Raw genomic sequence first — 16,109 nt, 5'->3', positions numbered from 1 at the left:
CGGGCGGGAGAGCACCCTTGCGACAGGCGCAGATGGAAACAGACGCACGCTGCGGGCGGGCCTATTTCACGATGGTTTCGTCTTTCACAAACATGTTGGCCCAAGCGCGATCAATCAGGTCCGGTGACATCTGATAGGGGATGCCCTCGAATTCGCAAATGGAGATCATCTGATCGATCAGGAACACTGGCTGGTAGTTGGCATAGACATTGTTGATGGTCGGGTACTTCGTCTTCAACAGATGCACCAGCGCGGCCTCATCAAGGGGCACGCCCTTCTTGCGGGCAACGAGGGCAAAGATCTTCAGGAAGTTCTCCTGATCCGGCCCGTCGATCTTGATCTTGAAGAAGATCCGCCGCAACGCCGCCTGGTCGAATATCTCGTTGGGATGGAAGTTGGTGGAAAAGATCACCAGCGTGTCAAAGGGCACCTCGAATTTCTCTCCCGACTGCAGGGCGAGGATATCCTTGCTCTCTTCCAGCGGAACGATCCAGCGGTTGACCAGCGCCTGCGGGCTTTCGGCCTGACGTCCAAGGTCGTCGACGATGAAGATGCCGCCGGTGGATTTCAGCTGCAGCGGCGCCTGATAGGTGCGTGCGGTCGGGTTGTAGACCAGATCCAGCATCGACAAGGACAATTCACCGCCGGTGACGACGGTGGGCCGCTCGCAGCAGACATAGCGTTCGTCAAAGCGACGGTGCTTGCGCAGGGCATTGGGGTCTTCGACCTCTGGCGCGATGGCGGTGTGGACGATGGGATCGTAGACCGTGATCACCTGACCGGCGTATTCGATGGCGCGGGGCACATAGACCCGGTCGCCAAGGGCGTCGCGGATGCCGTTGGAGATCGAGGACTTTCCGTTGCCCGGTGGACCATACATCAGGATCGAGCGACCTGCACTGACAGCGGGCCCAAGATGGTCGAGCAGGCTATCGGGCAGGATCAGATGCCCCATGGCGGCCGTGAGCTGCTGACGTGAGACCCGAATGTTGCGGATGGACTGCCGTTTCACCTGCTCGCGGTAGACATCCAGCGGCACCGGCATGGCGCCAAAATACTCTGACTGTGATAGCGCATCCAGTGCCCGCGCCCGGCCCGCATCGGTCAGCTGATAGCCCATCTCGTTGCCAGAATTGGCATTGAGCGTGCCGGTTGCTTCAAGCAACTTCTGATCTCGGGCGAGGTCGACCAGCTCCTGTGTGACGGACCCGGGCAGGCAGATCGCCTCCGACAGATCTGTCACCGTGTCGAGCGTCTTGCGGAACATCGTCTTCAGCAGGATGTCCCGCATCATCACCAGCGGTAGTTTCATCTCTCCCAGGCCTTTGGGGGGCGGGGGCGCGGTGACAGTCGGGGTCTGCATGTTCATGTCGCAAGCGGCCTTTTCGCAAGGTGCGGACGGAGTTTCGCCCGCACGTATCTTTGCAAAGAGACTATTCAATACTGTGGCAAGACCACGGCAGGCTTGCATCAATTCCGCGAAAACCCGGACAGAGTTTCAACGACACCCGAATGGGGCCGGAGCGGTCAGGGCGCGAAAAATGCCGCGAGGCCGAGATACACCGCCAATGTCGCGCCGAGGCAAAGACCCATCGGGAACTTGCTGCCGACATCCCAGCTCTTCCAGGTCGGCGCAAGGCGGCGCAAGGCGGTGTGGCGGGCGACGCGATGGGAGAGGAAACCGGCCAGCAAGATGGCGGCAAAGAGCATAATCACCAGCGAGATATCTGCAAAGGCAACATAGGGTGCGGCGGCGCCTGCGAACTTGGCGTCTCCTGCGCCAATCAGGCCGCCGGCATAGAAGAGGAACCCGATGCCGATACCGACGGGCAGATGCAGCAGTTGCCAGCCGTAATCCGCCCAGGTTGGCATGACCAGAAGCCCCAGCACGATGTAGACCCCTCCCAGAGTGTCCACCGCCCAGTTCGGAATGCGCATGCCGCGCAGGTCAGTCAACGCAACGGCATAGCACAGCGGCAGAACGAAGGGCAGGAACCAGAGGGCGGCCTGAGAGGGGAAGTGCATCACAAAGGCTCCCGATCAGCCGTTTTCGAGCGCTTCCAATGCGCGGGCGGCTGCGTCAAAGTGCTGTGGATGGGTGTCTATCGCTTCGCGCAGCAGACCTTCCCCGGTGCTGACGTCGCCCTGTTTGACCGCAGAAAGTGCCATCGTATGCAGCAGCTTCGCGCGCTCGGTCTGGGTCATGGTGATCACGGGCAGGCTGTAGTTGCGCTGCGCCCCCCGCGACAGAACCAGATTGTTCTTGGCAGTGAACAGGTTGGGATCCTGCCGGAGTGCTTCGCCGAACAGACGTTCTGCGCCGGTGTAGTCACCGCGCGTTAGCTTGGAATAGCCCCAGTTGTTGAACACGCCAGCGGGTTTGGTGGTCAGGCCAACCGCCGTTTCGTAAAAACTGTCGGCCGCTTTCCAGTCCTGCTCGGAGTCGGCGATCATCGCCTCCAAACGGTACCGTTTGAAGGTCTCATGTGTCGGCGGCACCGTGTCGAGCACTTCGCGCGCCTTGTCCCAGTCATTGTTTCGGATCAACGCATCTGCAAGCGCCACATGATCATCGCTGCTTGCCTCCGGAAGGTCCACCACACGCTGCCATGCGGCAGCGGCCTCGGTGTAGCGCTTGGCGCGGATCAAAGAACCGGCAAGCCCGCGATTGAGGTCGATCCGATCAGGAGATTGCTGCACGCTGCGCTGGAAATAGGTGACAGCCTCATTGGGATCTGAGCTGCTCAGAACGACGCTGTTGAGGTTGCTTTCGTCGATGACGTTGACGTCCTGAAGCGCACGTTCGACGGCATCTTTGTCGATTTCCTTGGCGCAGGAGGCCAGGATCAGCGCCCCGAACAGCCCTGCGGACAATAGTCCCAAATGGCGCATTTTTTGCGTCCTTCTCTGCTCTGCCTCTGGCGCTATGGTGTCGTTTCGATGCGGTACAGACCGCCACCTTGTCGCACCAGTTTATCTTGCGCGCCGTTGGCGCCACTATGCCCTGTGTTGTCAAGATTTTCGATAGCGAGCCGCAAATTATCGCGGATTGCGTCACTTTGGCCATTGTCCAATGCGTAGGCGCGTCGCAGGATCTGTTCCGCTTCGGCGTATTTTCCCTGTTCTATCAGGACGGTGCCGAGGTTGTTCAGCGTCTGTGGCCATTGGGGCTCTTCCTTGATGGCGCGGCGCAGCAGGGCCTCGGCCTGGCCAAGGCGACCAAGGCCGAGATTGGCGGACCCCAATCCGGACAGAACCTGTGGCGTAAGCCCGTCTTCCAATGCCGCCCGGTTGAAGGCGTCGATGGCCAGCTCGTATTGCCCTGCGGCCATCAGCCGGTGGCCGACATCCAGTCCGCTTACGCCGTCAGCGCGCGTGTCCACGCCCGGCGCCCAGGTGCCATCCGCTGCGATGGGAGCGAGCCCGTTGCCTGGTCCCGACACGCAAGACGCCGCCAGAGCAAGAGCACTGGCGGCGACCGCGGGTGAGACCAGGCGGAAAAGATGGGTGCGCCTGATCCGAAATATCATGATGGCTTGGCCTATTTTCCCAAGTTTGCAATGCCCTGTGCCGAAGGACCGACCAGAATGATCAGCAAAGGCGGCACGGTGAGCCCCATTGTGGCAAGGGTCATTTTGGTTGGCAACTTGTTTGCAGCCTCTTCCGCGCGCATCACGCGTTTGTCACGCATCTCGCCCGCATAGACCCGCAGCGCCTCGGCGATCGAGGTACCAAAGGCCGCGGATTGGATCATGACCGTCACGAAGGATGACACATCCTGTACGCCGCAGCGGGTGCCCATGTCGCGCAGGACCCTGTCCTTTTCCTTGCCGGCTTTCATCTCATAGGCGACCACGTCGAACTCTTCGGCCAGCTCGGGGTAGGATGAACGCAGCTCCTGTCCGACACGCACGATCGCCTGATCCAGTGATTGCCCGGCTTCCACGCAGACCAGCATCATGTCCAATGCATCCGGGAAAGCGCGGGTTATGGCCTGTTTGCGCTCTTCGACCCGTCGTGTGATCCAGTAGCGGGGCAGGAAATAGGCGGCACCCCCCATCCCGATGATGCGCAGCGCCATATCCTGCGAGCTATACTCCACGTCGGCATTCATCACATGGACGTAAAACAGGCCCAGACCGAGGCCAATGAGACCCAAGGCAAACTGTGCGAAGTGGAACAGGCGCACCGCGTCCTTCGACTGGTAACCGGCCTGTTGCAGCTTCAACTCCATGGCCGAAAGTTCTTCGGCGTCCTGGGGTTCCAGAAAGTTCGCAAATTTCTGCAGTTGTTCGTTGCGATTTGCCTGCCGCAGGCGTTGGTTCTGCGGCTTTGTCTTCTCCTGTTCGGTCAGATTGCGCTGCAATTTCTTCAGCGGATCCTCGGGTTGGTTGAGGATCAACCCAACGGCCACGGCGACCAGCACCAGGCCGAGGAACCCGACCGCCAGAAGCGGACCGAACTCCCCGAACTGCGCGATCAACAGGTCTTGAGCGAATGTCAGCGGGTTCATGGAAGTCTCCTCAGACCTTGATATTGGTCAGTACGCGCATCACGAACAGATTGGCCGTGAGCATGCCACCCACGACGAAACAGGCCGGTATGAACCAGGGGTGGTCGATGACGCTGTCGTAATAGCCCGGATCCGATATCAGCGTGGAGACGAGGCAGACCAGCGGAAAACCCGATAGGAATTTGCCGGACCATTGCGCCTCGGCGGTGATCGCCTTCACGCGGCGAAACAGGCGGAACCGGGCACGGATCACCTTGGCCAGTCCAGCCAGCACTTCGGCGAGATTGCCCCCGGATTGCTGCTGGATGGTCACCGCCACCGCAAGAAAGCGCAGATCCTGCATGTCTAGACGTTCGGCCATTTCCTTCAGCGCTTCACCAACATCACGCCCATAGGCGCATTCGTCTGCGATGATGCCAAACTCCGTCGCCAGCGGATCTTCAACTTCCTTGGCGACAATTTGCACGGCTGACGAAAACGGATGCCCGACGCGGAGTGATCGAACCATCAGCTCCACCCCGTCAGGCAGTTGCTCTTCGAGCATGGCCATCCGTTTTTTGGCCTTGGAGTTGACCCAGAAAAACACCGCGCCCACGCCGATGATAACAGACGCCAAGGCGCGCACTGGTGGCTCGGCTTGGGTCCCGACGCTCAGACCGACATAGGCCAGCGCCGCCAGCCCGCACATCACCAGGATCAGTTGCACTGGGGTAAACGCGATGGCGGCTTTCTGCGCCCGTTCAGCCAGCAGCGAGTACAGCGGGATGGATTGGGACTTCAGGTGCTGCTGCATCTCCTTGCGAAGTTGGTCCAGCACCTGCTCACGGTTGGCGCCCTTCTCCATCATGTCGAGGCGTCGATTGACGCGACTGTTGAGGCTGATCGATTTGCCAAAGGTGACCAGATAGATGCCTTCGACCAGCACCAGAACCCCGACAAAGATCAGCCCGTAGATGAGCGGTTCAATTCCGATTTGCATCAGCGGGCCTCCATGACAGTGGGTTCGTAGATTGACGCAGGCAGGTCATAGCCCCACAGACGGAACCGTTCCGAGTAGTGGCTGCGCACGCCGGTTGCGGTGAAATGGCCAAGGATCTTGTTGTCCGGCGTCAGGCCGACGCGCTGGAAGCGAAAGATCTCCTGCATGGAAATCACATCGCCCTCCATGCCGGTGATTTCGGTGATCGAGGTCATCCGGCGTGAGCCGTCCTGCAGGCGCGAGGCCTGTACGATCAGGTTCACAGCCGAGGCGATCTGACTGCGCACGGCCTTGATCGGCATCTCGATGCCCGCCATCGCGATCATGTTTTCGAGGCGCGAAATCCCGTCTCGGGCAGAGTTGGCGTGGATCGTGGTCATCGACCCATCGTGACCGGTGTTCATCGCCTGCAGCATGTCGATCACCTCGGCGCCGCGGGTCTCGCCCACGATGATACGATCCGGACGCATCCGCAGGGCGTTCTTCAGACAGTCACGCGGGCTGACCTCACCCTTGCCCTCGACGTTGGGCGGGCGGCTTTCCATCCGACCGACATGGGTCTGCTGCAGCTGCAATTCTGCGGTATCCTCGATCGTCAGTATCCGTTCCGCATTGTCGATGAAACTGGACAGCGCGTTGAGGGTGGTTGTTTTCCCCGAGCCGGTGCCGCCAGAGACGATTATGTTCAACCGGGTGGAAACCGCGGCTTGCAGATATGCAGCCATCTCTTCGGTGAATGCGCCAAAATTCACCAAGTCATCGATCTGAAGCTTGTCTTTTTTGAACTTCCGGATGGAGACCAGCGAACCGTCCACCGCGACCGGTGGCACCATGGCGTTGAAGCGTGAGCCATCCTGAAGGCGGGCATCCACATAGGGGTTGGATTCATCGACACGCCGGCCCACCGCGGAGACGATCTTGTCGATGATCCGCATCAGATGTCGCTCATCCTTGAACGTCACATCGCTGAGTTCCAGCTTGCCGCCACGTTCGATAAAGATCTGCTGCGGACCGTTCACCAGAATGTCGGATACGCTGTCGTCCTTGAGCAGGGTTTCCAGCGGGCCGAGGCCTGTCACCTCGTCGTAGAGTTCCTTGTTGAGCTGCTGGCGATCCTCACGGTTCAGAACGATGTTCTTTTCCTGCAAAACTTCGCTGGCGATCGCGGCGATCTCGTTGCGCAGATCGGATTCTGTAGCTTTTTCAAGCGCGGCAAGGTTCAGGTTTTCCAACAGCTCGCGGTGCAGCTCGATCTTGATTTCGCTCAGGCGCTCCTTGCGCTTGCGGTCCCGGTCCTGCTGCGGGGCAGCGCTGGCGGCAGCGCGTTGCTCGGGACGCCGCAGGATGGCCTTGACCCCCTGTGCGGGGGGCGCTCCGGCAACGGATGCGGGGGCGGCAGGTTTTGGCGCCGCTGGCGCGGCTGCTTGTTTCTTATACTTGGAAAACATGTTGATACCCCCAGGTGTTCACGCGCTCGATCAAGCCGCTTCTGCTTCAGCGCGTCCCAACTCGTGCAGGTTCTTCGCCAGTTTGGCGATTTCCTTGCGCAACGCGTTCTTCGGCGCGGAAATCGCCAATGGTTGACCGTGATCGCAACTTTGCAGAACGCTTTTGCCGCCATCGGGCAGTTGGATGTCGATGGAAATCCCCAAGCTCTCTGCCAAGCGTTTGACGCGGCTCTTGCCGTTGAGATCGGTGAACTTCGGGGCGCGGTTCAGCAGGAAACGCAGCTTGTCAAAGGGCAGATCCTCCGACTGGAGCGCCCGTTTTACGCGCAGCGCGTTCTGAGCGGAGCGCATATCCAATTCGATCATCGCGAAGTAGACATGCGCCAGGTTCAGGACCGTTTCGGTCCATTGCACCATCGTATGGGGCATGTCGATGACCACGAAGTCAAAGTGGCTTCGTGCCATTTCCACCACCCGCAAGATGTCCTCCGGGGTGATGAACTCCAGGGGCACCATGTCGGCAGGGGCGGTCAGGACCTGCATCTTGTCTTGGAACGAAATCAGCGACTGGCCAAAGATGTCCTCGTCCATGGCCTCTGTTTCACTGAGCATCTCCATCACAGCTTCGCGGCGCGGAAGGTCGAGGTAGGTCGACACGGAGCCGGTCTGCAGATCGAGATCCAGCAGACAGACCGAGGGCCGCTCGGAGGCATTCAGCTCTGCCAGCTCCCAGGCCAGATTGACCGCAAACGTTGAAGAGCCGGACCCGCCGGCCAGGCCCTGGGTGACGATGACCGCGCCTTCGCGCTGGCTGTCCGCCTGAAGTTTGTGAGCCCGCGCCGGCGTTGCTGTCTGGGCCGCGGGTGCTGCGGGCTCGCGCAGGCGATCAACAGCAGCAGCCAGTTCTTGTTCAGGAAGCGGGTAGGGGATAAATTCGTCGGCCCCTTGGCGTAGCAGCTTGTGCAGGGCCGCGGGGGTCACGTCTTCGGCCACGAGGATAACCTTGATGCCGCGTGATTTGGCCTGCGTGATGATTTCGCCCATCAGGGGCAGGTTGTCTTCGTCCTCGGCATCCATAGCCAATGCCACGAATTCAACCATTGCAGATTCAGGCTGATAGAAAAACGCCAGCGCTTCGGTAAAGCCCAGGTCGCCCCAGGCCTCGCCCATTACCGCCTCCATGTCTTCGATCAACAGATCGAAGAGTTGCACGTCTCGGCTTATCGTACAGGCTGCGATCGGCGCAGCCTCGGTTTGCGAAATCCCACTCGTCATCGCCAGTATCCCCACATTGTTCGGCCCCGGCGCAAAGCCGATGCTGGACCGACGCCGCCCCCACCACAAGGTACACGGCGCTTATGGGAACAGTGTCGTTCTCAATATAGGCGAGATTGGGGCCAAAAAACTCCGATTGTAGGGAATGTTAAACATACCTAACAAATCGTTACCCTTGCGGCAGGAATAAGGAGCCGTGCCGTAGGTGGAGACGTCGCTGGCTCTTGAGGGTGCTTACTCGTCCAGGCCCGAATCGGTCGACAAGGTGCTGACGGCAGCCGCGCTGGTGATGTAGTCGCGATAGATGACAGCGGCGTATTTGCCGTCCAGCTCATTGACACGCGCGGCCACGAAGCCGCTGACCTCTGTCACAGTGCGACGATTGCGGCGTTCGCGCTGCGCCGTGAGGACGAGAGGTTGGGTTTCACCAAACGAGGCCACCGCCTCCAGGCGTTTTCGAGAAATGCCTCGGGTGACCAAGTAGTTCACGGCCGCGCGTGCGCGCCGTAGACCCAACCGTTTGTTGTAGGATTGGCTGCCGACCGCATCGGTATGGCCGTACACGCGGAACCGAACTTCTGGAAACTGTCGGATCCACTCAGCCTGCGCATCCAGAATCTGACGTGCATTGCCATCAAGGCGTGCGCTGTCAAAATCAAAGGTGATCGTGCTGGGCACTTCGTTGGCAAACCGAGTTGCCAGTTGCACGCGGTAGCTTCGGTCGCCAGACAGGACGGCGGTGTTGTTGTTGGTCGCCACACCGAAGTATTTCGGATCCAGCGGTTCGCCAGCTTCTTTGTAGGCGCAGGCCCCCGTCAGGAGGGCAAGCCCGAAAATTGCTGCGTGTTTCAACATCTGCGCCACCGTTTTGTCAGGGTTAGTCAAGGAGATAGCCGTAGGAGCCGTTGAAGTCCTGATTGGCCACTTCACCCGCTGCTCCCCCTTGGGCACGCTCTGTGCGACCAAATAGGAACAGGTTCTTTTCGCTTGGTGGCCGGATCCGGTCCGTGGGCAGCGACAAGGCTTCGCCACGTGTCGGGGTGACCAGATGCGCGGAGACGATGATCACCAGCTCGCTCTGGCTGCGTTCGTAGTCCGCGCTGCGGAACAGGGCCCCCAGCACAGGCACATCACCCAGCCATGGGATCTGGGCGGCGCCGTCACGGAATTCATCCTCAATCAGCCCTGCGATGGCAAAGCTCTCCCCGTCACGCAATTCCACTGTGGTCGCGGTTTCGCGACGCGTGAAGGCGTTGATCGAAAACCCGTTCAAGGTCAGGGAGTTGGCAGTGTCGATCGCGGAGACGGCGGCCATCAATTCAAGATTGATCAGATCGCCGTCCACGACGCGGGGGGTAAAGTTCAGCTCAATGCCAAAGGGTTTGAATTCGACGGTTGTCGTCCCTTCGTCCTGTGCGACCGGCACCGGATACTCGCCACCCGCAAGGAAGCTGGCTTCCTGACCGGAGAGGGCGGACAGGTTGGGCTCTGCCAACGTGCGAACAAGGCCCTTTTGCTCCAGAGCTTCGAGAAGGATGCCGAACTCAACAGAGCCGATGTCAAATCCGACAAACATTGCGCCCAAGGACTCGCCCTGAGGGGTGATCGTCGGTTGGCCGAGCCCATTATTGCCTTGTAGCCAAGTTCCGGTCTCACCAGTGGTGCGACTGGAGCGGAAGGCAACAGAAGAGCCAAGTGACTTGCTGACCGAGCGCTGCATTTCGGCAAAGCGTACCTTGAGCATGACCTGCTGAACGCCGCCGACTGTCATCAGGTTGCTGACCCGATCCGGTGCATAGCGCTCGGCGAGATCAAGGGCGCGCTGCAGGCGTTGCGAACTGGAGACGTTGCCGGAAAGGACGATCCCGTCATTGGCGGTACGCACCTCGATTTTCTCGGTGGGCAGGATCTGCTGCAGACGTTTCTTGAATTCGCTCACATCTGCCGCAACGCGTACGTCGACATTGGTGATCAGACGGCCGGAGGCGTCCAGCAGAGTCAGCGTGGTCATGCCCGGAGACTTGCCCAGTACATAGATCGTTCGATCTGACAGGGACGAGATATCTGCGATCCCTGGGTTGGCGATGCTCAGCTCTGCAAACGGAACATCAGCCTCCACCACCACGGCCCGATTCATCGGGACATCCAGAATCGCATTGGTGCCCTTTTTCAGAACGCTGATCCCCTGCGCTAGAGCGGCGTGGGGCTGCGCAACAAACAGAAGGGTCAGCCCAGTGAGGGCTGCCGCACAATAACGTCGAATTGACATGTGACCTGCCTTTCGGATCACGCCTCAGAGTGTGGGGTCTTTGCGCCCCGAATTTGCGGTCAATGTGCGCGACTTCTTGTTTCAATGCAAGAATCAATGACTTCGGAGCGTGTATTCACGCGCCGCGTGGTGATCCCGCGCCACAAGAACGAGGCCCGCGCCTCTGAGATGAGATACGGGCCTTGCGTTCTTAGATCAGGAAATATTCAAAAAATTCAATCACTACAGGGGATCGGGATGTCGACGACATCTGCACCGCGGCGGGTGCGGATCGTACACACTCTTTTCTCTTCTGCCTGCACTGGCGCGTCCAGTTCTCCCAGCCCGAAGAGTGTACGTTGATCCACCTCGACCAGCGACGCGATCGTATCGTCTTCGGCACCGACAAGGGACAGAGTCAGGCGACCCGTCGATTGAGCCTGAGCAAGGGTCGCAACCTGTTCTGGCAGCGCTTTGACCGTCACGGTGCGTGCGACGACCGCATCCTTTAAATCGCTGCCTGCGATCTGATCTACAGCGACCAACTCGATGTTCGTCTGGATCAATCGTGTCACTTCACCATTGTTCGCCTGACCACGGCGGGCAGGAGGTTGCCCACTCCAATAGACATCAACCCGGTCCCCGGGCCGCAGGAACCCCGACACGCCGCTGGCAACGTCAACACGGATGGCGAAGGCCCGCATACCTTTTTCAAGACGGGAGGTAATGCCAGCATCTTCGCCGGGGGAGGTTATTTTTACAGCCATCAGGGGCTCGTTGCGTTCCATGGTACGCAGAACATAGCGCGCATCTGATGCCTTTTCGGACGGGAACAGCGTTGCCTCGTCGCTGAAGACACCCTCTGGCAGGGCATTCTTTGGCCATGCCACGGCCCGCACGGACTCTTTGGTCAGGCGTTGCCCGTACGAGAGCGTTCTATTCGCGACGAATACCGCAACGGTTGGCACGGATGTGGTCCGGTTGGCTTGCTCTTGCGCCAGCGCCGTCTGGTATCTCTCGATATAGTTCTTTGCCATCATGACGGCGCCGCCAGCCAGGGCGACGCCCACGACGAGCACAAGTCCGAAAACTGCTCTCATGGTAGTCCCTTTCAGTGATGCTCAGGGCGGTGGTGCGCCCGCTACGGGCAAAGTGGCATCCGAGATAAACGCAATATGCGAATGTCCTCCCGACGCCAGGGGCATTCCGGCGATGATGCGTCGTAGCGCTGCTCAGAACGTCCAGTTGGTCAGATAGTCAGCCAAGGAGCCGACCGCATCCATGGTTCCGCCGCGCATCAGCTGCGCGGCCAGAAAGGCCAATGCGGCCATCGCCGCCGCAAGCACGACCCAGTCAACTGATACGGCCCCGTCTTCACGGCTCCGAAAGATTTTCAGCGTTGTCATGAGCGTACTCCCGCGCAAGTGCCCCCTTGCAGGTCCCGGGCCAGCGCCATGCGCGCGGCCCGGGACAGATTTGTTCGGGTCAGGTGACCCTTGGCTAGACCTGAGGGTTAGCTGCCCTCACCGCCTTCGCCTTCGCCTGCGCCATCGCCGGCAAGGTAGGAGTCGGAGTCGTGGTCGGACAGGAACGTGCTGGTGCTGGATGTCATATCAGTCACACCCTGCGAAATCTGGCTGTAAACGAGGGTGCCCAGAACGGCGACAGCTGCGGTCAGTACAACCCAGTCAACTGTTACGGCGCCGTCTTCGTCTTTGCGGAAGTTCTTGAAGAATTTGATCATGGTTCGTCCCTCCTGAGGATCGGTAGAATGTTGGCATCCTGTTGGGCGCTTAGTGTCATCTGCTCTCTCACCTTCAGATGACGTCCCGCTTTGGATGTCCCTGTTATCCGCATGCAGCGTGGCAGGAATTGGGCCGAAATCCGGAAACGCTTCATTAAGATTAAAAAAATGTTAGCAAATTCGGTAAGGTTCTATTCACAAAGGGAATTTGCCGTTTCTTGCTGACGTAGACGCCCCCCGGGTAGCCGGATTGAGGAGCAAATATGGCAAAATGGCCCAATTCCCGACTGTCAGACTGGATTTTTGGTCGGCTTTGGCTCAGGATTCTCTCAAATCAGAGCAGAAAACGAACGGGCGTAATATGAAAAGGGTGCTGGCCGCATGCTGTGGTCTCTTGGTCGCGAGTGCCGTGTGTGCGCAGGAGGCGGCGCAGCCCGTGCCATTTGCGGATTTTGAGGCAAAGCGGGTCCGGCCACCAACTGCGGGCACACAGAAGCGGATCACCGTGCAGATCGACCCTGAAGCAGAGCCCGCGGCCGATGCCCCCGTTGCAGCTGCGCCGGACGGCTCGCTTGCTCCGGCGGCGAAGGTCGCGCGGTTCGCCTGGTTCTGGGATGAGGTGGGCACCGATTTGGCAGGCGCGTCTCCGGGGCGGTTGCAGGACGGGCTTGGGGTGCTTGAGGGCCGCGTCGAGGTTCCCGCGCCGCGCCTGCAGGATTTGCAGGACATGATTGCCGACTATGGCGTGACCCTGTTGACGTCGACCATTGGCACTGATGTCTCTCCCGCACTGGTGCTTGCGGTCATGGCGGTCGAATCCGGTGGAAAAGCGGATGCTGTCAGCCGGGTCGGGGCTCAGGGCCTGATGCAGTTGATGCCTGACACTGCGACGCAATTTGGCGTTTCGGATGCGTTTGATGCGCAGCAGAACATTCTTGGTGGGGTGAAGTTCCTGGATGTGCTCATGCAGGAATTCTCCGGCGATCCGGTTCTGGTTCTGGCCGGGTATAATGCGGGCGCAGGAGCGGTGCGTGAGCACGGAGGCGTCCCCCCTTATGCGGAAACCCGTGACTATGTACCAAAGGTGCTCGCGGCCTATCGGGTCACGCGCAACCTGTGCACAACGCCTCCGATCATGGTGTCGGACGGGTGCGTTTTCCAATCCATGAACTGAACGTCGAGGGTCTGGGCGGCGTGCAAAAAAGGCGCGGCGATCTCTCGATCACCGCGCCACGCGTGTCATTTACGAAGGAAAAATCCGTCGACTAGTTGACGATGGTTGCCTCGGTGGCGGCGCGCAGCTCGTCTTCGGTGACGCCCTCGGCGACCTCGACGATCTTCAACCCGCCTTCAACAACGTCCAGCACGCCAAAGTTGGTGATGATGCGATCCACCACGCCCTTGCCGGTCAGCGGCAGGGTGCATTCCTTCAACAGCTTGGACTCGCCGTGCTTGTTGGCGTGGTCCATTACCACGATGACGCGGCCCACGCCCGCCACCAGGTCCATTGCGCCGCCCATGCCTTTGATCAGCTTGCCGGGGATCATCCAGTTCGCCAGATCGCCGTTCTCCGCCACTTCCATCGCGCCGAGGATCGCAGCGGCGATCTTGCCGCCCCGGATCATGCCGAAGGAGGTTGCGCTGTCGAAATAGGCAGTTCGGTTCAGCTCGGTGATGGTCTGCTTGCCGGCGTTGATCAGGTCCGGGTCTTCCTCGCCCTCAAAGGGGAAGGGGCCCATACCCAGCATGCCGTTTTCCGACTGCAGCGTGATGTCCTTGTCGCCGACGTAGTTGGCCACCAGCGTCGGGATGCCGATGCCGAGGTTCACATACATGCCGTCTTCGAGTTCCTGTGCCGCGCGTGCGGCCATCTGGTTGCGGTCCCATGCCATGGATCAGGCCTCCTCACGCGGACGGGTGGTCACTTTTTCGATGCGTTTTTCGTGCTCGCCTTGGATCAGGCGGTGCACATAGACGCCGGGCAGGTGGATGTGATCGGGATCCAGGCTGCCGGTGGGCACGATCTCTTCCACCTCGACCACGCAGACCTTGCCGCACATGGCGGCGGGCGGGTTGAAGTTGCGGGCAGTCTTGCGGAATACGAGGTTGCCGGTCTCGTCAGCTTTCCACGCCTTCACGATCGACAGATCCGCAAAGATACCGCGTTCGAGGATGTACTCCTCGCCGTCGAATTCCTTGACTTCCTTGCCCTCGGCAATCTGGGTGCCGACGCCGGTCTTTGTGTAGAAACCCGGAATGCCGCAGCCGCCGGCGCGCATGCGTTCGGCCAAGGTACCTTGCGGGTTGAACTCCAGCTCCAGCTCGCCGGACAGATACTGACGCATGAATTCCGCGTTCTCGCCCACGTAGGACGACATCATTTTCTTGACCTGCTTGGTCTGCAGCAGGATGCCGATGCCAAAATCATCGACGCCCGCATTGTTGGACGCAAAGGTCAGATCCTTGGTGCCCGCCTGTTTGATCGCCTCAAGCAGCAGTTCGGGGATGCCGCAGAGGCCAAAGCCGCCGGCCGCGATGGTCATGCCGTCGAACAGCACCCCGTCCAGGGCCTCGGCAGCAGAGCCGTATACCTTTTTCATGGAACTCTCCCTTCCATTTCCTCTGGATCAAGCTAATCGCCTTAGCTGCGCTGTCGAGTCAACGAATACGGAAAGCTCTGCGTATTTCTACCGATGGTGCGACGGGGCCAATTGGCCCCGTGCCTCCGGCGGAGGTATTTTTGAAAAGATGAAAGGCTCAGCCGGGCAGCGCTTCGGCATTGTATTGAGCGGCAAAGGCCGGGCTGGGGGCGATGGGTGTGATGACGTCGATCAGCACGCCATTGGGGTCTTTCAGGATGAAATGGCGCTGGCCGAAGTCCTCGTCGCAGAGCGGCTTCACCACTTCCAGCCCCAGCGCGCTGAGGCGGTCATACTCGGCCCGGGCGTCCTCCACCTCAAAGTTCAGCAGCATATGGCAGGTCGTGCCCCGCGCGCCCTCGGGGATGGTTTCGTGGCTGCCGTCGAGGATGGCGAGGTTCACACCGGGGTCCGTATCGCTTTGCAGGTGAATGTACCAATCCGAGGTGAAGACGGGCGAGAAGCCAAAATTCGTCTGGTAAAAGCGCGCCGTTGCGCCCACGTCGGGGGTCTGGATCACGGGGTAGAACTGGGTGGGTTTCATCTGTCTCTCTCCAAGAGTAACATACATGCAGTATGTTTTAATAAACAAACAGGCTGCATGTATGCAAGAAGAAAACAAACCCACCCCCAATCCAGAGCGTCGGGCGCAGATGCGCGCCCGGCTGATCGCGGCGGCGCGCGCGCTCTTTGTGGAAAAAGGCTATGCCGAGGCCAGCACCCCGGAGATCGTGCGTGCGGCAGGAGCCACGCGGGGGGCGCTATATCATCACTTCGACGACAAGCGGGCGCTGTTTCACGCCGTTGTGCAGCAGGAGGCTGAGGCGGTCACGCAGGCCATCCAGGCCGCAGGGCAGGGGGCGGTCGGTGAGGGCGCGTTGACCGCGGGCAGCCGCGCGTTCTTTGCGGCGATGCAGATCGACGGGCGGGCGCAATTGCTGCTGGTTGATGGCCCCTCGGTCCTCGGTGCGCAGGAAATGGATCGCATCGACGCGGGCGGGGGCAGGGCGGCCCTGCGTCTCGGTCTGGCCGCAGCGCAGCCAGATCTACCCGCCGGAGAGCTGGACGCGCGCGCCACGGTCCTGTCGGCGGCGTTTGACCGGGCAGCCTTGGCGATCACGCAGGGGGACGGCGCTCCTGAGGACTTCGAGGCTGCGATGACCGCCCTTCTGGGCACTGGCTTCGGGTGAAACGCGAGGCGCCGCGCGTCAGCGCGGCGCCGGGCCCAACGGGCGCGTCTGCATTTTCAATGCTGATGAGACG

18 protein-coding genes are annotated in these 16,109 nt (G+C 60.2%); 2 read left to right on the top strand and 16 right to left on the bottom strand.

Annotated elements, in window-relative coordinates; genetic code table 11:
* Positions 1–61 precede the first annotated feature (61 nt).
* The 13 genes from R1T40_RS11195 to R1T40_RS11135 all read right to left on the bottom strand — a co-directional run bounded on the left by R1T40_RS11195 (position 62) and on the right by R1T40_RS11135 (position 12,207).
* Complete coding sequence (locus R1T40_RS11195) at positions 62–1,369, bottom strand: P-loop NTPase family protein (RefSeq protein ID WP_317384152.1); 1,308 nt, start codon at positions 1,367–1,369, stop codon at positions 62–64.
* A 158-nt stretch (positions 1,370–1,527) separates the two neighbouring features.
* Positions 1,528–2,025, bottom strand: coding sequence for a prepilin peptidase (locus R1T40_RS11190; protein WP_317384151.1), 498 nt, complete (start codon positions 2,023–2,025; stop codon positions 1,528–1,530).
* A gap of 15 nt (positions 2,026–2,040) precedes the next feature.
* Positions 2,041–2,892, bottom strand: coding sequence for a tetratricopeptide repeat protein (locus R1T40_RS11185; protein ID WP_317384150.1), 852 nt, complete (start codon positions 2,890–2,892; stop codon positions 2,041–2,043).
* Between the two features lie 32 nt (positions 2,893–2,924).
* Positions 2,925–3,530 carry a tetratricopeptide repeat protein gene (locus tag R1T40_RS11180; protein WP_317384149.1) on the bottom strand — a complete coding sequence of 202 codons (606 nt, stop codon included), beginning with the start codon at positions 3,528–3,530 and terminating at the stop codon, positions 2,925–2,927.
* 11 nt (positions 3,531–3,541) lie between these two features.
* Entirely contained in the window at positions 3,542–4,513 is a 972-nt protein-coding gene (locus tag R1T40_RS11175) for a type II secretion system F family protein (protein ID WP_106162068.1), read from the bottom strand.
* Positions 4,514–4,523: 10 nt separating this feature from the next.
* A complete protein-coding gene (locus tag R1T40_RS11170) occupies positions 4,524–5,492 on the bottom strand; it encodes a type II secretion system F family protein (RefSeq protein ID WP_317384148.1) in 969 nt (322 codons plus the stop codon).
* The gene (locus R1T40_RS11165) at positions 5,492–6,940 is read right to left on the bottom strand and encodes a CpaF family protein (RefSeq protein ID WP_106162070.1); all 1,449 of its coding nucleotides are present in this window, start codon (positions 6,938–6,940) and stop codon (positions 5,492–5,494) included. The genes R1T40_RS11170 and R1T40_RS11165 overlap by 1 nt, the downstream gene beginning before the upstream one ends.
* A 30-nt stretch (positions 6,941–6,970) precedes the next feature.
* Positions 6,971–8,215 carry an AAA family ATPase gene (locus tag R1T40_RS11160; RefSeq protein ID WP_317384147.1) on the bottom strand — a complete coding sequence of 415 codons (1,245 nt, stop codon included), beginning with the start codon at positions 8,213–8,215 and terminating at the stop codon, positions 6,971–6,973.
* A gap of 234 nt (positions 8,216–8,449) precedes the next feature.
* The gene (locus tag R1T40_RS11155) at positions 8,450–9,070 is read right to left on the bottom strand and encodes an OmpA family protein (protein WP_106162322.1); all 621 of its coding nucleotides are present in this window, start codon (positions 9,068–9,070) and stop codon (positions 8,450–8,452) included.
* A gap of 22 nt (positions 9,071–9,092) precedes the next feature.
* Positions 9,093–10,484 carry a type II and III secretion system protein family protein gene (locus R1T40_RS11150; protein WP_317384146.1) on the bottom strand — a complete coding sequence of 464 codons (1,392 nt, stop codon included), beginning with the start codon at positions 10,482–10,484 and terminating at the stop codon, positions 9,093–9,095.
* 215 nt (positions 10,485–10,699) lie between these two features.
* Positions 10,700–11,563 carry a Flp pilus assembly protein CpaB gene (gene cpaB / locus R1T40_RS11145; RefSeq protein WP_317384145.1) on the bottom strand — a complete coding sequence of 288 codons (864 nt, stop codon included), beginning with the start codon at positions 11,561–11,563 and terminating at the stop codon, positions 10,700–10,702.
* Between the two features lie 132 nt (positions 11,564–11,695).
* The gene (locus tag R1T40_RS11140; RefSeq protein WP_317384144.1) at positions 11,696–11,869 is read right to left on the bottom strand and encodes a hypothetical protein; all 174 of its coding nucleotides are present in this window, start codon (positions 11,867–11,869) and stop codon (positions 11,696–11,698) included.
* A gap of 107 nt (positions 11,870–11,976) precedes the next feature.
* Positions 11,977–12,207 (bottom strand): Flp family type IVb pilin, encoded by a 231-nt coding sequence (locus tag R1T40_RS11135; protein ID WP_317384143.1) that lies wholly within the window; start codon positions 12,205–12,207, stop codon positions 11,977–11,979.
* Between the two features lie 361 nt (positions 12,208–12,568).
* On the opposite strand from R1T40_RS11135, the gene R1T40_RS11130 reads away from it, so the two are divergent.
* Complete coding sequence (locus R1T40_RS11130) at positions 12,569–13,381, top strand: lytic transglycosylase domain-containing protein (RefSeq protein ID WP_317384142.1); 813 nt, start codon at positions 12,569–12,571, stop codon at positions 13,379–13,381.
* 91 nt (positions 13,382–13,472) lie between these two features.
* Here R1T40_RS11130 and R1T40_RS11125 read toward each other — a convergent pair whose 3' ends face one another.
* From R1T40_RS11125 to R1T40_RS11115, 3 genes are all read right to left on the bottom strand, one after another.
* Complete coding sequence (locus tag R1T40_RS11125) at positions 13,473–14,099, bottom strand: 3-oxoacid CoA-transferase subunit B (RefSeq protein ID WP_106162075.1); 627 nt, start codon at positions 14,097–14,099, stop codon at positions 13,473–13,475.
* A 3-nt stretch (positions 14,100–14,102) separates the two neighbouring features.
* Positions 14,103–14,807, bottom strand: coding sequence for a CoA transferase subunit A (locus R1T40_RS11120; RefSeq protein ID WP_106162076.1), 705 nt, complete (start codon positions 14,805–14,807; stop codon positions 14,103–14,105).
* Between the two features lie 157 nt (positions 14,808–14,964).
* Positions 14,965–15,390, bottom strand: a complete 426-nt coding sequence (locus tag R1T40_RS11115; RefSeq protein WP_317384141.1) for a VOC family protein — start codon at positions 15,388–15,390, stop codon at positions 14,965–14,967.
* Between the two features lie 61 nt (positions 15,391–15,451).
* On the opposite strand from R1T40_RS11115, the gene R1T40_RS11110 reads away from it, so the two are divergent.
* Positions 15,452–16,036: a TetR/AcrR family transcriptional regulator gene (locus R1T40_RS11110; RefSeq protein WP_317384140.1), complete on the top strand. Its 585-nt coding sequence runs from the start codon at positions 15,452–15,454 to the stop codon at positions 16,034–16,036.
* Positions 16,037–16,109: the final 73 nt, after the last annotated feature.

The organism is Tritonibacter scottomollicae, from assembly GCF_032924845.1.
Taxonomy (GTDB): Bacteria; Pseudomonadota; Alphaproteobacteria; order Rhodobacterales; family Rhodobacteraceae; genus Epibacterium; species Epibacterium scottomollicae.
This window is presented reverse-complemented; position numbering and strand designations above follow the sequence as displayed.